This window comes from Pseudoselenomonas caprae, from assembly GCF_008271345.1.
In the GTDB taxonomy this organism is placed as follows: domain Bacteria; phylum Bacillota; class Negativicutes; order Selenomonadales; family Selenomonadaceae; genus Selenomonas_A; species Selenomonas_A caprae.
Genome location: NZ_VTOZ01000006.1, coordinates 87,722 through 104,583 on the forward strand (window position 1 = coordinate 87,722; position 16,862 = coordinate 104,583).

Genomic DNA, 16,862 nt, shown 5'->3' on the forward strand with positions numbered 1-16,862 from the left:
CTCTGCTTTCTTTTTTTGTAAATTGACATAAATATACACTATATATATAATTGCATTATAGATTATAAAATGCACTGCTCATCGTGGTTGGTATAATATGAAGAATGCAGTTGGCATTGATCTGAAAAGACTTATATATATTATGTGGGTCCGTAAGAAAGTAATCGGTGGAATAATTGCTGGTTGTATGGCCGTTGCGGTTGTTGCCCTTTTTGTAGTGCCAAAGCAATATGAATCGACTACTTTAGTCAAGACAAGAAATGTTGGGATAAGTATTGATGAAGTGACAACAAAGTTGATTGCAAGTGGAAGGAATGAGGAAGGAATTCATATTGACCTTTCTTCTGCTGCTTATGTTGAATTGATGAAATCACGCGCGGTGTGTGCAGAGGCGGAAAGGATAATTCGTTCCAAAACTAATACGGACGCTGCTATCAGTGGGTATCATGTCAAAAACACCAGAATGACCAATTTGATTTCAGTGACAGGGGGAGGGAGGACGCCAGAGGAGGCACAACTGGTATCGCAAGCGATTGTGGAGGGCTTCCAAGCGGTTCAGGAAAAGAAAAATCAGGAGACACAGGATCAGATTATCCGTATCCTTGATGAACGTATTGAGGTGGCTCGGCAAGCGTCGGAGGATGCCAGGGCGCAGGGGAAGGCGGACGCAGCAGAGATAAAACAGACGCTTTATATGCGTCTTATGCAACAGCGGGAACAGCATATCATACAGCGCGATATGCCGTGTATGGATATCCAGATCATCGACCCAGCAGATTTGCCCGATAAAGATGCGGTATTAGAACGAAAGAAAAAGCTGACTGTTTTGGAGGGCTTTGTGGTAGGGGTTATGCTGGCCTTGGGATATGGTCTATTCTGCTATAAACGAGAAGGGAATAAGTAAGAGTATGAAGACAGAACGGAATAATCCATTATTGAAGAGATTGGACAAATGGATAGGTATTCCGGCCTTATATTTGCTGGGGAAATTCCATCATCCGCAGGCAAGACCCCAGACTTACAGGAGAATTGCTCTAATCAAAACAGCAGCGGTGGGAGACACGATTATCCTCAGTGCTATGGTCGAGGAGGTAAAGCGTGCGTATCCAGATGCGGATATTACGGTGATTTGTTCTAAAAATAACGCTGCTATGGTCAAATGCTTGCCTCACGTCAATCGCGTAGAGACATTTGTCATGAAAAGACCCTGGCAATCTCTGAGGCGGATAGGCGCGCTAGGTCATTATGATTTGGTGCTTGATTTTGGCCCTTGGCCGCGAATCAATGGCGTTATTTCCTGGTGGCTGGATGCTGACTATAAGGTTGGTTTTTATCGTCCGGATACACATCGCCATTATATCTATGATGCTAAGGTGGAACACTCAGATTGCTTGCATGAGATAGAGAATTATCGCAATCTCTTGCGAGGTGCGGGGATAGCGCCGATGGGCCTATTGCCTGATTTACGTACGGATAAACGATTGCTGTCCAGTAGTTATGCGGTACTGCATCTTTTCCCTGGCGGTGCCATGGATAGGCAACGGCGTTGGACGGATGCTGGCTGGCAGGAGCTGGCGAAGCAGTTACATCAGCAGTATGGTGTGCAAATTTTGCTCAGTGGCGGCCCGGCAGATACAGAAGAAGCGCAGGAGGTATGCGATAGATTGCAGTGTGGTGGGATTCCGGCAGAAAATATCGCAGGGAAATACTCGTTGAAGGATATGGCGAGTATCTTGCAATATGCAAAGCTGGTGGTCTCGGTCAATACAGGGATTATGCATTATGCTGCTGCTGTAGGCGTACCATTAGTAGCGATTCACGGGGCTACATCAGAAGTACGATGGGGGCCACTTAGTGAAAAAGCGAGAGTGGTAAAGAGTGGCTTGTCCTGTCAGCCATGCATCAGCTTGGGGTTCGAGTCTGAGTGTACGGCTCCTGTCTGCATGGAAAAGGTGACTGTTCCTATGGTGATGGAAAAGATTGAGAAAGTTTTGGAGGCATAAGTATGGATTTCAAAAAGACGATTGAGGCTCATGAACAGGCAGTAGCAGCATTGAAGGCAGATTGTCTGCCTGTGCTTGAAAAGATGGCCGAAGTGTGTGGGAAGGCTATAAAAAGCGGTCATAAGATCTTGCTATGTGGTAATGGTGGCAGTGCTGCAGACAGCCAGCATATTGCAGCTGAATTTGTTGGCCGTTTTGTCAAGGAACGGCAGGGATTGCCGTCGATTGCTTTGACTACTGATACGTCAATTCTTACGGCAGTTGGCAACGACTATGGTTATGATGAAGTATTCCGTCGTCAGGTTGAGGCGTTGGGACAAGCGGGGGATGTGTTGATCGGCATATCAACCTCTGGCAACAGTGGCAATATCGTGAAAGCCTTTGAACAGGCGAAAAAGCAAGGCGTGAAGACCCTAGCATTGACTGGTCAGAAAGATAGCAAAATGAGTGCGTTGGCTGATGTAACTTTGAAGGTTCCTGCTCCGGTGACAGCACGTGTGCAGGAATGCCATATCATGATTGGGCATATGATTTGCGAATACATCGATGAGGAGTACTAAGGTGGATGCGAGTACTAGAGCAGAAATAAGAGAGTTCCTTGAAAATAAAGTGCATGATTGCAAAGTGCTGGTCATTGGTGATGTGATGCTGGATCGCTATTTCTATGGCAATGTGACGCGTATCTCGCCAGAAGCACCGGTGCCTGTAAATTGTATAGAGAAGAAAAAAGATACGCTGGGTGGTGCTGCTAATGTTGCGCATAACCTGGCAAGATTGGGGTGCCAGGTTTATCTGTCCGGTGTTATAGGCGATGATCATCATGGCAGGCTGTTGATGCGGAAGCTGGAAAAGCGGGGGATTCATACCGATGGCATAATTTGTGGGCGTGAGAAAACTACCACCAAGGTGCGTGTGCTTGGCGGTCATCAGCAAATGATGCGGCTGGATTTTGAGGAAACGGACAGTATAGAGGATAGTGCGGCAAAGCAACTACAGGCCGTTATCGATAAGATAACAGAAACAGGGCTGGATGCTGTAATCATATCAGATTATGGCAAAGGCATGTGTACTGATGAGATGTGCCAGTATGTGATAAAGAAGGCACAAACAGAAGATGTTCCCGTTTTTGTTGATCCGAAAGGAGATAAATGGGGCAAGTATCGTGGTGCAAGCTATATAACGCCGAATGTCAAGGAGGCGGGAGCTGTTTTGAACTGCAGGCTGGCGAATGATACAGAGGTACTTAGAAAAGCAGCAGAAGAGATAAAGAAACGATATGCAGTGGATTCGGTGATGATAACCCGCTCAGAAAAAGGGATAAGTGTTTTCGGTAGGTCGGAAATCACAATACCGACTGTGGCCCAGGAAGTGTTTGATGTATCTGGTGCAGGGGATACAGTGATTTCCTGTTTTGCAGCGGCAATCGGTATGAAGGTATATCTGCAGGCGGCTATTGAATTTGCCAATTTTGCAGCAGGTATAGAGGTCGGGAAGGTCGGTACCTATGCCGTAAGCAATGAAGAAATAGTAGTGGCCTTGGGAAATATGTGACATGTCAAAGAAATATCTGATCGTAAAGATTGCTGCCATAGGAGATGTGATCATGGCACTACCTATGGTAAACGAGATAAGAAAACAGGATAAAGATGCTGAGATAACCTGGGTCTGTGGCCGAGGAGTAAAGTCGCTGCTGGAGCCGTTTGCTATTGACAGGATCATAACGGTTGACGAAAAAAAGCTTATGACTGGTTCGAGACTGGAGAAAATAAGTGTTGTGATCAATCTTTGGCGACAGATTGCAGGGCGGCGATACGACGTAGTAGCTCTGGGGCATGCAGCAAGGCGGTATAAAATATTAACGCTTTTGACGCGGTGCGGGGAGTTTCGTTTCTTCAGCCATGTGATGGGAGAGAGATGGCCTGTGCCGGGGCGACATCACACAGATGAATATGTGCGCCTGGTAAAGCCAAATAATAAAACACCTATAGCGGCAGTACAGTTTCCCCAAGTAGATTTACCGAGTAGACTTACGACGTTATTATCGGGCGGGCGGCCTATTGCTGCATTAGCACCTGGCGGGGCCAAAAATTTGTTGGCAGATGATGATGTAAGACGCTGGCCGATTGAAAACTATGCAAATTTAGCTAAACAGTTAATAAAGAAAGGCTATGGCGTAGTAATAACAGGAGCAAACGCTGATAAATGGGTGGAAGGATATTTTGCCGATATCCCTGTAATAAATTTGATCGGCAAAACGAATTTGCTGGAGCTCATAGGTGTGTTTCAACATGTTGATGTGATTATCACGCATGATTCGGGACCGATGCATTTAGCTGGTATGACAGGGACAAAATTGATTACGATCTTTGGGCCTACGAATCCCTGGGAAAAAGTGCCGAGGAGAGAAAATGTAACTACTGCATGGGGATATGATAAAAATGCTTGCTGTCCTTGCTATGATGGGAAATACTATGCAAAATGTGATGAAAAAATATGTATGGAAAAGATAACGGTGGAGTATATATTGGGTGAAATATAATATTATAGTTTTTTATATATATTATTTGTCGATGAGCTTTGAGGCGCCGATAAGATTTTTATTGAATGCTATTGATATACCATATATTTTATATATACGCGATGTTTTGTTGATATCAGTTATTATAAGACATTTGCTGAAGAGAACCGCTATATATGATGTCGTGATGATAGCGGTCATAGGAATATACGCAGTTGTAGGTTTCGTTTTTACTGAGAATATATTGCAGGTGCTTTGGGGGATAAAAACTATTTATCCTTTATATGCAGGATTGATAATCTGTGAAGATTATTGGAATGTCTTTTATAAGATGGAACGGCTGTATAAGATTGTATTTCTGTCGGGAGCTATAGGTTTATCTCTGCACTGGCTTATAGGAGATCCGTGGTGGGTTAATATGCCAGATAATGCGCTGACAGGAATTGAGAATGTTCGAGTTTGGCATTTTTCTTATGATGGTGAGGTTGTAAATAGGTTAGGCGGTTTCTCGCGGTCGTCTATAGATGCTGCGATACTGCTGCTTATAGGAGGAGCGTATCTTATGGTAATTAAAAAAAATTACTTATTCTATACGCTGCTATTGCTAGGGGCATTAGTGCTGACTACCACGAAAGCAAATATTATAGCTGGTGGCATAATGGCTATTGTGTTTGGTATAAAGAAATTTGATAAAACGTGGTTTATCTTTACGATGAAGGTTTTAACCGGCATTACTATTGGGGCGTTTGTATTAATACCGATAATGGTCAACGTGTTATTGGATATAATATCGTCTGGTGATTATGGTATGGCTTATGTGTTTCTTCAGTCGTTTGAGGATAGACTCATGAATACATGGCCTATGTCTGTAGATATTATAGATGGATATGGGAGCTATGTATTAGGAAGAGGGATTGGGGGAATTGGTTTTTCAACGGTACTGTTTGAACGAATTGCTCCTTATCCTGTGGTTACGGATAGTACTTTTTTGTATATGTATGGATCAATTGGGATATTATCGATAGCTTTGTTAGGCTATATGGTAAAACGTGTGCTGGGGATTAGTGATATATATACAGATAGAAAAGCGTATATGTTAGCCGTGCTGTTTGGATTTTTCTGTATTGGGATAACGACTGATGTGTTAAATCAAATGGCATTATTGCATATGGGAATAGCTGTTGGATGGTTAATAAGGAACAATGATGGAGAAGTATATTAAGTGTTTAATATTAGCAAATGCGAGTGGCTATGGCGGAGCAGAACGGTCTTTGGAACTGCTTGTGTCTGAATGGGACAAATATATGGAAATTTGCATTGCGGTGGAAAATGAACAACAATATAAATCCTTATCATCAATTATAAAAAATGGCAAGGTAGTACGTTTAAAAGGCGGAAAAAAATATTTAAATATATTGATGGATATATTGCATATTTCCAAGTGTATTAAAGCGTTTAAGCCGGATTATTATATATCAAATACTAATAAGGGGGCATTATATCTATCGATATTAAGAATGATTTATAGAATCCCTGTTGAGAATATCATGGTGTTTCTAAGAGATTTTCAATGGAAATATAGGCGGATTATTTTTTCTTTGCTGAAGAATGCTACCATTGCAGTGCCTAATATAGCAACATTGGAGTATGGAGAAAATTTCCGGTTAGATACAGATGATTATCGTATTTTTGTTACGGGGAATCCTGCGCAAATAATGGAGGAAAAGTGTTGTCATTCATCTGTACATTCGCAAGTGCCATATGCAGCGCTTTTGGCAAACGTCACAAAGTGGAAAGGAATAATATATGCAATAAAAGCGTATCATAAAAGTAAACTCTATTTGGAGGGTATGAATCTACAAATCTACGGGAAGATTGTAGATGATAATTACTACCATGAATGCATAGAATATATACATAAGCATGGGTTGGATGACTATGTTCGGTTTGCTGGGTTTTGTGATGATACAGCAAGTGTTTATAAAAATTCTCTTATGGTGTTAAATACATCGTTATCAAGTTATGGAGGCCCGGAAACTTTTGGGCGGACTATTATTGAAGCTTGGAGTCATCGTAAGCCAGTCATTGTTTTTTCGACAGGCGCGCCTAAGTATATCGTGGATGATGGTGTGGATGGCTTTCAAATTCCTGAAGGTGATGTCGAAGCATTGGCAGACAAAATGCAACAATTGTTTAGGGATAATGATTTGGCTGAGCGGATGGGAGAGGTTGGATATCAGAAGGTTCAAAGAGAGTATGATTCTAAAATCGTTGCTAAAAGGATTATGGATTATATAGAGAGGAAATAACTTTGGATTATTTATTGTATTTTTTTTCAGAAATTACAAGAAAGATATCGAATTATATATTAAAAGCCGTAGTGTATATTCTGTTTGGCCGTTTTGAGATTGATGGTGTTAATCATATTTGTGTGTATCGTACGGCTAACATTGGGGATATGATTGTAGCAGTACCTGCTATGCGGGAAATAAGAGCGCACTTTCCTCATGCGAAAATTACTGTGTTGACCGATCCTGGGAAATTAAGCCGTATCGGGATAAAAGATGTGTTAGCGAACCAAGGCCTATATGAGGATGTAGTTGATTATTCGGAATATAAAGATGGCGGCAAATGGACTGCTAAAACACTAAAAAACTTCATAAAAGGCGAGCGTAGGAAAAAGTATGATTGCTTTATTCAGCTTCCTTATGCAAGGGTTTCGTTATGGGCAAATCTAAAGCATATTTTTTATGCAAAAATAATAGGCGCTAAAAAAGCAACGGGATTTTATATGAATACCGTAGAATGTTTCCCGCAGGCGCAGGTTAAATTTAGAAAGTATACAAATCAAGCAGAAAGCCTTTTCGAAAACCTTCCTTGGAAGCCGAAAGGAAAACCAGAATTTGGATTCGTGTTTTCAGATGAAATCAAAGAAAATGTTTATAATAAGTTGCCTGTTTTTTGCGATAGGGATAGTCAACCGATATTAGCTGTGTCTTTTTTTGGAAAAAAAGGACCGAAATTGTATCCAATCAGTAATTTCTGTGTGTTGATAAAAAAATGGATAAAGGAATTTGGTGGAACAGTTGTACTCATGGGCGGAAAAGATCAATTTGATGCAGCAGAAGAAATAAGGCGTCATTTCGAAGTAGATCATGTTATCAATGCCGCGGGGATGTTTAGCATACAAGAAAGTATGTTTATGCTGAAGAAATCAAATTTGTTGTTGTCTGTAGATACTGGAACGGCACATATGGCAGCTGCTGTTGATACATGGCTGATAGAAATCTTTTCTGCGTATAATTATCCTGGCTTATGGGTGGCGTATGGTGACAAAGTTGAGGTAATACGACATGACTTGAAATGCTCACCATGCCTGAAGGATAGTTGCGTTTATGATGATGAATATGCTCCATGTATGAGAGCAATAGCAGTTGATGAAGTATGGACGAAGATGAAAGAAATAGGATTGAAAATAATAAAAGAGGAAAAGAACTGAAGATGGATACAAAGATAATTAGTATGTACCTTCCGCAATATCATGTTATACCAGAAAATTCAAAGTTTTGGGGAGAGGGATTTACGGATTGGGTAAGCGTCAAGCAAGCAAAACCGTTATATAATGGTCATTATGAACCTAGAGTCCCTTATCGCAACAATTATTATGATTTGTCGCAAAAAGAAAATATAAAATGGCAAGCTGAAATGGCAAAAAAACACGGGATATTTGGATTTGCGATGTATCATTACTGGTTTTCTGTGGATAAGTGCGTATTGACAAAACCGGCAGAGATTATATTAGAAAACAAAGATATAGATATGCCGTTTTGCTTTGCCTGGGATAATGGTGCTTGGAAGATGTCTTGGAGCAATGTTCAAGGAAATAGTTGGGCGCCAATGTATGAAAAAAATAACGATAATGAAAATGGTGTATTGATACCATTCATTTTAGGCGGAGAAAAAGAGTGGAAAAAACATTTTGAGTATTTATTGCCATATTTTAAAGATGAGAGATATATAAAAACGGATAATAAGCCTGTCTTCATTATTTGGTCATATTCTGATGCTATAAATAAAATGGCTGAATATTGGAATCGATTGGCATTGGATTATGGATTTATGGGGATGGATATTATATTTAAACATCCTGTAAAGGACAGAATCCCCTCAAAATATTCACAGTTTTACTACGAGCCATCGCATTCGACTTGGGAAACACTGAAATATAGAGTAATAAATCGTTTTAAACGAGTTGTTGGATATAATGGGCATCTAAAGAAATATAATTATGATGCAACTTGGAAAAGAATTATAAAAAATGCCGAGAAAAACAAGAATGCCAATATATATTATGGGGGCTTTGTTGATTATGATGATACGCCTCGGCGCGGTGTAAATGGTTCTTATGTAGATGGTGCTGATCCGCATAAATTTCATCGTTATTTAAAAAGATTGAAAAGCATATCGGATAAGCAAGGAAAAGAGTATATCTTCTTAACAGCTTGGAATGAGTGGGGAGAAGGTGCATACCTTGAGCCGGATACCAGATTTGGGTTCAGTTATTTGGAAGCGGTGAAAGATATAGTCGTTAAAGAATCGAGGAATAATAAGTGAAAATTGCAGTTGTTGGTGTTGGCTATGTAGGTTTAGCTAATGGAATATTATTGGCACAACATAATGAGGTGGTAGCACTAGACATTGATGCTCAAAAAGTCGATTTGTTAAATAAAAAGATTTCGCCGATTAAAGATAAGGATATATCGGAGTATTTGGCTGACGAGAGTTTGAATTTTAGTGCTACGTTAGACGCTGAAAAGGCTTTAAAAAATGCAGATTATGTAATAGTTGCTACGCCGACTAATTACGATCCGGAAAGAAATTTTTTCGATACGAGCTCTGTGGAGAATGTAGTAAATGAAGTTTTATCGATCAATCCGCAGGCATACATTGTCATTAAGTCTACGGTACCCGTTGGCTATACAGAACAGCTGAAAAAGCGTTATCATATAAAAAATATAATGTTTTCGCCTGAGTTTTTACGTGAAGGCATGGCGCTGCATGATAATTTATATCCTACAAGAATAATCGTGGGGGATAAGTCTGATGAAGCTCGGGAATATGCAAAAATGCTGCAAGATGGGGCGATAAAAAAAGATATACAAACATTGTTTGTAGGTTCGACGGAAGCGGAAGCGATAAAGTTATTTGCTAATACATATTTGGCTTTGCGAGTGGCGTTTTTTAATGAATTGGATTCGTATGCTGAGATGCGAAAATTATCAACGAAGGAAATTATCCACGGTGTAAGTTTGGATCCTAGAATCGGGGATTTTTATAACAATCCTTCATTTGGTTATGGTGGATATTGCCTTCCGAAGGATACAAAACAATTGTTGGCAAATTATAGTGATGTTCCGCAAAACTTGATTGCTGCAGTGGTCGATGCTAACCGAACGCGTAAGGATTTTATAGCTGATGAAGTAATAGCTCGAAAGCCTAATACGGTTGGAATATATCGATTGACAATGAAGACAAACTCCGATAATTATCGTGCAAGTGCAATTCAAGGGATTATGAAACGTATCAAGGCAAAAGGTGTTAAATGTATTGTATATGAACCGACATTGCATGATAATGATTTTGGGGGTTCTGAAGTGGTTAATGATATTTCATCGTTTAAGAAACGTAGCGACTTGATTATCACCAATAGATGGGATGAATTGTTGGTTGATGTGAAGGATAAGGTATTTACTAGAGATATATTTAGTCGCGATTAATGGTGTTACGAAAGTTGGAGTGATTGTATTTGAATAATGCCTGGTGGTATCGATTACAACTGCTTAGCGCGCGTTTTAGCAGTCAGAGAATTTGGCGGTTTATAGAGTATTATCATCAGCGAGTTAGTAAATATCTATTCGGAGTAGTGGTATTTGGGCGTAGTGATTTAAATATTTTCCCTGATGCACGTTTGGGTGGCTTGGAATGTATGTGTATTGGAAATCGTTTTACTGCTGGTCGTGGTTTATGGTTAGAAGCAGTAACGAATTACCCAGCTGCAAAACAGGTGTTTTCTCCGAAGTTAGTTATTGGTGATCGAGTTAGTGTGGGCGAATATGTGCATATCGGTTGTAACCATAGTGTTGTCATTGGTAATGATGTTCTTATGGGGAGCAAAATCTATATTACCGATCATAATCATGGAGTTTATTCCGGGGAAAATCCTGATAGCCCGGAATGCCCCCCGGCTAATAGAAACCTAACGGAGGGTGAAAGTGTAGAGATTGGTGATAAGTGTTGGATTGGTGAGTTTGTGACAATTCTTCCTGGAGTCAAAATTGGTGAAGGCTCGATTATTGGCAGTCATAGTACGGTTACACATGATATCCCAGCAGAAACCATTGCCGTTGGCAGTCCAGCACGAGTAGTCAAGATGTGGGATCGGGAAAAAAGACAATGGGTGAAAGTGACGATGTGAATAGCACGCAATACGTATTGACACAATACGTATTGCGTGCTATACTTATAATGAAAAATATATAGGAGGTGATGACATGTGACACCGAAACAAGCTGAAGAAATCGTGATGGCCGACGGATGGCGTCTTAAGCGAATCGAGGGTTCACATTATCATTATGTACATCCGACAAAACCAGGTCTTGTAACGATTCCTTTTCACAAAAGACCAAAAGATTTACTGAAGAAAACGGTATCATCTATTATGAAACAAGCAGGATTAAAGTAGAAGAAGGCGGGGGCGTATTGCCCCTGCTGATACTAAAGATAAAATATATTAACGAAAAATTTACTAAAGAGGAGGAAAGGAAAATGTTAAGCATGTACCCCGCAATTTTTTATCATGAAGAAGATAATGGGTATGCAGTGGTGTTTCCAGATCTCAACCATTTGTCAACGAGCGGGGATACTTATCAAGAAGCAATGGAAATGGCAGTGGATTGTTTAGCTGGTTATTTATATGAGTTGAAAAATAGCAAACAATTAATTCCACAACCAACCCCCATTAATAAAGTGGATATTAGCTTAGAAGCAGATGAAGATGATGATTATAGTGCTGAAGATATATCTATAACAATGGTGTCTGTAGATGTAGAGGAGTACGCAAAAAAATATTTTAATAAATCAGTAAAAAAAACGTTATCTTTGCCACGTTGGTTAAATGATAAAGCAGTTGCGGCAGGTATTAATTTTTCTAAAGTGTTGCAAAATGGATTAAAAATAGAGCTTGAAAAAAGCAATATCAAGTGTAACTGAAAAATCACCTAGTATGTCCTAGAACTAAAATGAGGATAATTGCATTAGCGATTATCCTCATTTTCATTCTGGGACACACTGGATGGTTTTGCGGTTACTTCATTTCTGACGTTACGGATAAAATACTCCTCATGATTGAAGAATGGCAAAGCAGATCACTTGTCCGCGTACCCTCTCGCCGCGGGAGTATAGGAAACGTTGGAAATAATGTTGATTTTAGGGGATGGTATTGTCTTTGTGCACAACAAAAAATATATAATTATGTGTATGAAATCACATTTTTATATATAATGGGGTGAGCGAATGGAAAGATTGGCTATGGAACGATTGGTGGCCTGGAAAGAATCTTCATATCGGAAACCACTGATAGTGAAGGGGGGACGCCAGGTGGTCAGGATATTATCCCTGATAAGACGTTGCTTATCTTTGATGAGGTTCAGGATTGCCCAGAAGAATTGAAATCTCTGAAATACTTTTGTGAGAACGCACCAGAATATCATGTGGCTAGTGCGGGAGCTCTGCTGGGTATAATCTCTCTGCATATTTGAAACAAGTGGAGGATATATCACCTATTCCTGATGCATTTTTCAATCCGTTGGCAGAAAAACTGAAGATGTACTTCATAACCGGAGGTATGCCGGAAGTTGTTAGCCGCTGGATTGAAACAAAGTCTGTTGGGCAGGTCCAGTCAACACTTATGAATATTATCACTGCTTATGAGCGGGATTTCATGAAGCATCCGGAACCTAAAGAATATCCCAAGCTGGCAAGGATATGGAATTCAATGCCCTCACAGTTGGCACGTGAAAATAAGAAATTCCTTTATAATGTGGTAAAAGAAGGCGCCCGTGCAAGGGAATATGAGGATTTAAGAGCCTTTAAGATCTATCTGGATGATGGTGTATTGAATATCCCGTTGTTTATGGTTGACCAGGCAAACAGGCTTATGGGGCTGGCACTGTTGCAGGCGAGGGAGAAAGCCAAGATTGTGCAAGTTTTGCCAAAGCTTTGCTTTTGGTGCAGTGGGTGTATATCGTGATATTGTTCAAGACTGTGCGGGGCGTGCTCGGACGGGATGCGTATTGATAAGAGTATAATATAAAGGTAAACGGTGTATTCTGTTGTGGATGAAACGGCATATCAGCATGATGAAAAGATATTGGGGATCGGAGATTAGATAGCAGGACATTGAATATATTTGCAGAATACATAAATTATGAAAGAAATATCATTCTTGACATAATGTTGTATATGTGGTATTGTCATTGTACAGGAGGGGGTAGCATGCATACTGATAATTTTACTGTTGGTGTTAGTGCAGAACAAAAGCGCTTTCAAGCATCGCTATGGACTTCTTTTGCTATATTGGCTGACTTATCTAGAGATGAGGCACAGTTTGTTGACAGTTGGCAAGGGTGGCAGCCTTATTTTGCTAAGCTGGGAGAGGAGAGCCTTTGGAATGGATGGTTTGTACGATATGGTATAGACTTTTTGACGGCTATAGAAAAGGATGCAGCTGTTTTAAATATCATGGATCGTGATTCGTTTCGGCAGGCAGCATATATGTTAGAAGAGGCAAATGAGTCTCTAGACTATGAATATGTTTTAGAGATGACTTCCCATTGTATAGAATGGTTAAAGAAGCGGGGCGATGCATTGATGATGGATGTCGTTCGGGCTTTTGTTGATGGAGAGCCGTTGGGATGTCAGAAAGATAAAGAACAGATAAAAATTGAACCAGAAGCTTCGTCCGTGAGGGATGGAGCTTTTTTTTGGAGGTATCGGTACTATGAAGAAAGAGAATCCATTAAAAAAAGAATATGTATTGGCTAGGGATACGGTGCAGTTACAAGCTGTAGATACGGTGTCGCTATCTGCTACGAAAATTAAACCAATTACTTCACAGCATAGAGAAATTGCGTTAGCTCTACACAAGGAACTTCCGAAAGTTAAGCAAGGATCCAATGTTTTAAGAGGTGTTGTTCGAGCAGAAGTCAGAGTCTTAGATGAATCGAAAAACTGTTGTGCGATACTTAATGTGGTTCAGATGGGGATATTTAAGGCGATGGAAGAAATAGACGATGACGAATTCTATCACCGTGTAGATTTACAGTTGGTTCCGCAACTTATATCGTATGTTAGAAGTTCAGTATCGATATTGGCAGCAGAGACTGGCTTAGCACCGCTCATGTTGCCGACAATGGATATTTTAAAGTCAATCAGAAATAATAAAAAAGCGGATTGTAAAGATGGAGAAAAATGAAGAAACAGAAATTCGGCTATGCCGGAAAGATATGGATGACGCAACTTTATGTCAATGTGTTGATGTATTGGTTGCATTAGTAGACGATGATGTTTTGGTGTTTGATGCGTTGACAAACATAATCCAGGTTTCTGCGCATTGGTCGATGAAAATATTTTCTGAGAGATATAAAAAATGGAAAGAAGATAGTCGAGACTATAAAAGATTAAGCAGCGTTCAAATGGATTCGATTGACAAAGCGTTGAGAGCATGCTTTTGTAAAGCTGATTCTATGGACGGTTGGCCTAAATTGCGAGGTATGTTTGCGGAACGCATAGTTGAACGTGCGTTTTTTAACTGGTATGAGAAAAATGTTTGTGGTTTAATGTGGCAGTGTGAGACAGGGTGCGCAGTTTATGTGAACGGTAAAATCATAAAGTATACATGTAATGAATCAAAGATGCAGCAGGAATGGTGCAGACAAATATTTCAAAAATGTTTACCGAATGGAAATTGTAAGGGCGATAGAGAAACTGTAGATATTGGAACAATAACGCTGATTGGTGGAAATAGAGAAATCTGTGCTTGTTTTGTGGAGACCAAACTGATGCCACAAGGCTTTCATTTTTTAGATGTCGGATACTTGTCATATTTGAGACAATGTATGGACGATGAGCATATCCGTTGCAAGATGGTGGTTGCATCACTGAGCGAATGCGCAATGGTAAGGAATCGGATTGATAAGTGTATGGTAGATGGAGATTGTATAGAGGTCTGGGGCGTTGATGAGATAAGAAAATGGTTTTATGCATAGATGTTTTGGAAATGAGTCGATGAGACTTGATGTGATGGAGACGTATCTGCAAACGCTGTGGCACGGAACTTGTTTCCATGGGACGTGAGAAAATCCGCACAGAGGTGCAGTTCATCCCCGCAAAGGTGAAGGTCGTCGATTATTACCGTGAGTCATTCCCGTGTCTGGAATGCCGCAAGAATAAGACCAAAAATCTTACATGTGGGTATACACCAACGGCGAATATGAGCAGGAAGGGCATAAAATACGGCTTTATGAGTACCAACCTGGCCGTAGCGGCAGCGGGAACGTCTACGGCTCGAAAAAGACAAGCTGGAGGCTTATTTTGCGTGGCTGGAAGAAATCCAAACGAACTGCAAATAAACTTTGAGGATAATCGCTGACGCGATTATCCTCATTTTCATTCTGGGACAACTAGATGGTTTTGCGGTTACTGAGTATACTTTACAATATTCCACACGGTGCAATATGAATTGCAATGTACAATGCAAATTGATATAATAAAATCGTTTGATTGATTATGCATTGAGGATGGTTTTATTATATGGGGAACAAAGGTCTGCTTTCGGGGTTGAAGTGGAACTACTTTTTGATGCCGGCGGTGCTGTTCTTGGCGGATGCGTGCGTCGTATATGGGGCGATGGCGGTTTCTTTGCTTTTGGTACAGTGGGGGCTGGGACATCCGGTGGTAGCGCCGCGGACGTGGGGCTTGCTGTTGCCGGTGCTCTATATGTCGAATCTGCTGTTTGCGGATATGTATCGGACACGGCGGGTAATGGCTGACTATGCGCGCAAACTTTTGAAGGCATCGACGTTTGCGGTAGTCACGATTGTCCTCTTTGATTTTCTGCTGCATATGGGGACGGTGCCGCTTTCGCGTGGCTTTTTGCTGATATTCTGGTTCTTGAGCTTTTGGGGACTGTATGCTGAGCGCTGTGTGTTGAAGGATGTTTTTGGCCGGCTCGGGATGTGGCGGACAGAGGTCATTGTCATTGGTGCGGGAAAGACGGCGGAGAAGTTTGTGAAGGCTTTTGGTTCGAATTATGATATTGTCGGGTTCATTGAGGATGTTGTGGATAAGCCTTTGTTGAGGCGTTATCCGCGGCTGGGAGGATTTGCGGACATTGAGCGGGTGCTGCGTGAGCATCCGGTATATGAGGTGCTGATTGCGGCGCCAGGGCTTTCGAAAGCGCGGACAATCAAGCTTTTCTATGAGGTGCAGCCCTATACGAAACATGTGTCGCTTATCCCGGATCTTTTCGGTGTGCCGATCGGCAATATGAAGGCGTTGCGGAGTCTTGATGACCAGCTTTTGGTGCTGCGCACGCATAACAATCTGAACCGCATGTCAAACCGTCTGTTGAAGCGTGCTTTTGATCTGGTGGTTGGCAGTGCAATTGCTGTTTGCATTTTACCCATCATCGTGGTGACGTATGTGCTGGTCAAGATGGATTCGGATGGGCCGGCGTTTTACAATGCGGAGCGTATCGGCAAGGATGGCACGACATTCCGCTGCTATAAGTTTCGTTCGATGTATGTGAATGCCGATGCGATTTTACGGGATTATTTGGACAAGAATCCCGAGGCGCAGCGGGAGTGGCAGGAGTTCCAGAAGCTGCGCGGCGAGGACCCGCGCGTGACAAAGGTCGGCCGGTTCATCCGCAAGTACAGCATCGATGAGCTGCCGCAGATTTTCAACGTGCTCGAGGGTAATATGAGCCTGGTCGGGCCACGGCCATATTTGCCGCGGGAGCGGGAAGATATCGGCGAGTATATGCCAGTCATCTGCATGACGACGCCGGGCATGACGGGCCTCTGGCAGGTCAGTGGCCGCAGCAATGTGAAGTTCAGCGGCCGGCTGAAGATGGACTCGTGGTATGTGCGTAACTGGAATCTGTGGACAGATATCGTGATACTATTCAAGACTGTACGGGTCGTGCTTGGACGGGATGCGTACTAAAAGAATATAAAAAAGGGCTTAGCCGAATGTGGCTAAGCCCTTCTTATTATGCTCAA

Annotated in this window: 18 protein-coding genes and 1 pseudogene; all 19 read left to right on the forward strand. The window is 41.4% G+C overall.

Annotated elements, in window-relative coordinates; genetic code table 11:
- The first annotated feature begins 97 nt into the window (after positions 1 to 97).
- The 19 genes and pseudogenes from FZ041_RS04370 to wbaP all read left to right on the forward strand — a co-directional run bounded on the left by FZ041_RS04370 (position 98) and on the right by wbaP (position 16,806).
- Positions 98 to 904 carry a Wzz/FepE/Etk N-terminal domain-containing protein gene (locus tag FZ041_RS04370; protein WP_149188661.1) on the forward strand — a complete coding sequence of 269 codons (807 nt, stop codon included), beginning with the start codon at positions 98 to 100 and terminating at the stop codon, positions 902 to 904.
- A 4-nt stretch (positions 905 to 908) separates the two neighbouring features.
- The gene (locus FZ041_RS04375) at positions 909 to 2,003 is read left to right on the forward strand and encodes a glycosyltransferase family 9 protein (protein ID WP_187626307.1); all 1,095 of its coding nucleotides are present in this window, start codon (positions 909 to 911) and stop codon (positions 2,001 to 2,003) included.
- A 2-nt stretch (positions 2,004 to 2,005) separates the two neighbouring features.
- Positions 2,006 to 2,563, forward strand: coding sequence for a D-sedoheptulose 7-phosphate isomerase (gmhA, locus tag FZ041_RS04380; protein ID WP_149188663.1), 558 nt, complete (start codon positions 2,006 to 2,008; stop codon positions 2,561 to 2,563).
- 1 nt (position 2,564) lies between these two features.
- Complete coding sequence (gene rfaE1, locus FZ041_RS04385) at positions 2,565 to 3,554, forward strand: D-glycero-beta-D-manno-heptose-7-phosphate kinase (protein ID WP_255449241.1); 990 nt, start codon at positions 2,565 to 2,567, stop codon at positions 3,552 to 3,554.
- 1 nt (position 3,555) lies between these two features.
- On the forward strand, positions 3,556 to 4,542 hold the full coding sequence (locus FZ041_RS04390; protein ID WP_149188665.1) for a glycosyltransferase family 9 protein: 987 nt from the start codon (positions 3,556 to 3,558) through the stop codon (positions 4,540 to 4,542).
- On the forward strand, positions 4,532 to 5,743 hold the full coding sequence (locus tag FZ041_RS04395) for a hypothetical protein (RefSeq protein ID WP_149188666.1): 1,212 nt from the start codon (positions 4,532 to 4,534) through the stop codon (positions 5,741 to 5,743). The genes FZ041_RS04390 and FZ041_RS04395 overlap by 11 nt, the downstream gene beginning before the upstream one ends.
- On the forward strand, positions 5,724 to 6,830 hold the full coding sequence (locus FZ041_RS04400) for a glycosyltransferase family 4 protein (RefSeq protein ID WP_149188667.1): 1,107 nt from the start codon (positions 5,724 to 5,726) through the stop codon (positions 6,828 to 6,830). The genes FZ041_RS04395 and FZ041_RS04400 overlap by 20 nt, the downstream gene beginning before the upstream one ends.
- Before the next feature lie 2 nt (positions 6,831 to 6,832).
- Positions 6,833 to 8,020 (forward strand): glycosyltransferase family 9 protein, encoded by a 1,188-nt coding sequence (locus FZ041_RS04405; protein WP_149188668.1) that lies wholly within the window; start codon positions 6,833 to 6,835, stop codon positions 8,018 to 8,020.
- Entirely contained in the window at positions 7,966 to 9,135 is a 1,170-nt protein-coding gene (locus tag FZ041_RS04410; protein WP_149188669.1) for a glycosyltransferase WbsX family protein, read from the forward strand. Before FZ041_RS04405 ends, FZ041_RS04410 begins: the two co-directional genes overlap by 55 nt.
- The gene (locus FZ041_RS04415) at positions 9,132 to 10,298 is read left to right on the forward strand and encodes a nucleotide sugar dehydrogenase (protein WP_149188670.1); all 1,167 of its coding nucleotides are present in this window, start codon (positions 9,132 to 9,134) and stop codon (positions 10,296 to 10,298) included. Before FZ041_RS04410 ends, FZ041_RS04415 begins: the two co-directional genes overlap by 4 nt.
- A gap of 29 nt (positions 10,299 to 10,327) precedes the next feature.
- A complete protein-coding gene (locus FZ041_RS04420) occupies positions 10,328 to 10,996 on the forward strand; it encodes an LbetaH domain-containing protein (RefSeq protein WP_149188671.1) in 669 nt (222 codons plus the stop codon).
- A 78-nt stretch (positions 10,997 to 11,074) separates the two neighbouring features.
- Positions 11,075 to 11,263: a type II toxin-antitoxin system HicA family toxin gene (locus FZ041_RS04425; protein ID WP_149188672.1), complete on the forward strand. Its 189-nt coding sequence runs from the start codon at positions 11,075 to 11,077 to the stop codon at positions 11,261 to 11,263.
- 83 nt (positions 11,264 to 11,346) lie between these two features.
- Positions 11,347 to 11,790 (forward strand): type II toxin-antitoxin system HicB family antitoxin, encoded by a 444-nt coding sequence (locus FZ041_RS04430; protein ID WP_149188673.1) that lies wholly within the window; start codon positions 11,347 to 11,349, stop codon positions 11,788 to 11,790.
- Between the two features lie 553 nt (positions 11,791 to 12,343).
- Positions 12,344 to 12,829 carry a hypothetical protein gene (locus FZ041_RS04435; protein ID WP_488655845.1) on the forward strand — a complete coding sequence of 162 codons (486 nt, stop codon included), beginning with the start codon at positions 12,344 to 12,346 and terminating at the stop codon, positions 12,827 to 12,829.
- Positions 12,830 to 13,074: 245 nt separating this feature from the next.
- Positions 13,075 to 13,623 carry a hypothetical protein gene (locus FZ041_RS04440; protein WP_149188674.1) on the forward strand — a complete coding sequence of 183 codons (549 nt, stop codon included), beginning with the start codon at positions 13,075 to 13,077 and terminating at the stop codon, positions 13,621 to 13,623.
- The gene (locus tag FZ041_RS04445) at positions 13,580 to 14,053 is read left to right on the forward strand and encodes a protein-export chaperone SecB (protein WP_187626308.1); all 474 of its coding nucleotides are present in this window, start codon (positions 13,580 to 13,582) and stop codon (positions 14,051 to 14,053) included. Before FZ041_RS04440 ends, FZ041_RS04445 begins: the two co-directional genes overlap by 44 nt.
- Positions 14,040 to 14,846, forward strand: a complete 807-nt coding sequence (locus FZ041_RS04450; protein ID WP_149188676.1) for a hypothetical protein — start codon at positions 14,040 to 14,042, stop codon at positions 14,844 to 14,846. The genes FZ041_RS04445 and FZ041_RS04450 overlap by 14 nt, the downstream gene beginning before the upstream one ends.
- A gap of 41 nt (positions 14,847 to 14,887) precedes the next feature.
- Positions 14,888 to 15,028, forward strand: a pseudogene (locus FZ041_RS14765) (IS66 family transposase zinc-finger binding domain-containing protein); the annotation flags it as partial.
- Between the two features lie 362 nt (positions 15,029 to 15,390).
- Positions 15,391 to 16,806, forward strand: coding sequence for an undecaprenyl-phosphate galactose phosphotransferase WbaP (gene wbaP, locus FZ041_RS04460; RefSeq protein WP_149188678.1), 1,416 nt, complete (start codon positions 15,391 to 15,393; stop codon positions 16,804 to 16,806).
- Positions 16,807 to 16,862 lie beyond the last annotated feature (56 nt).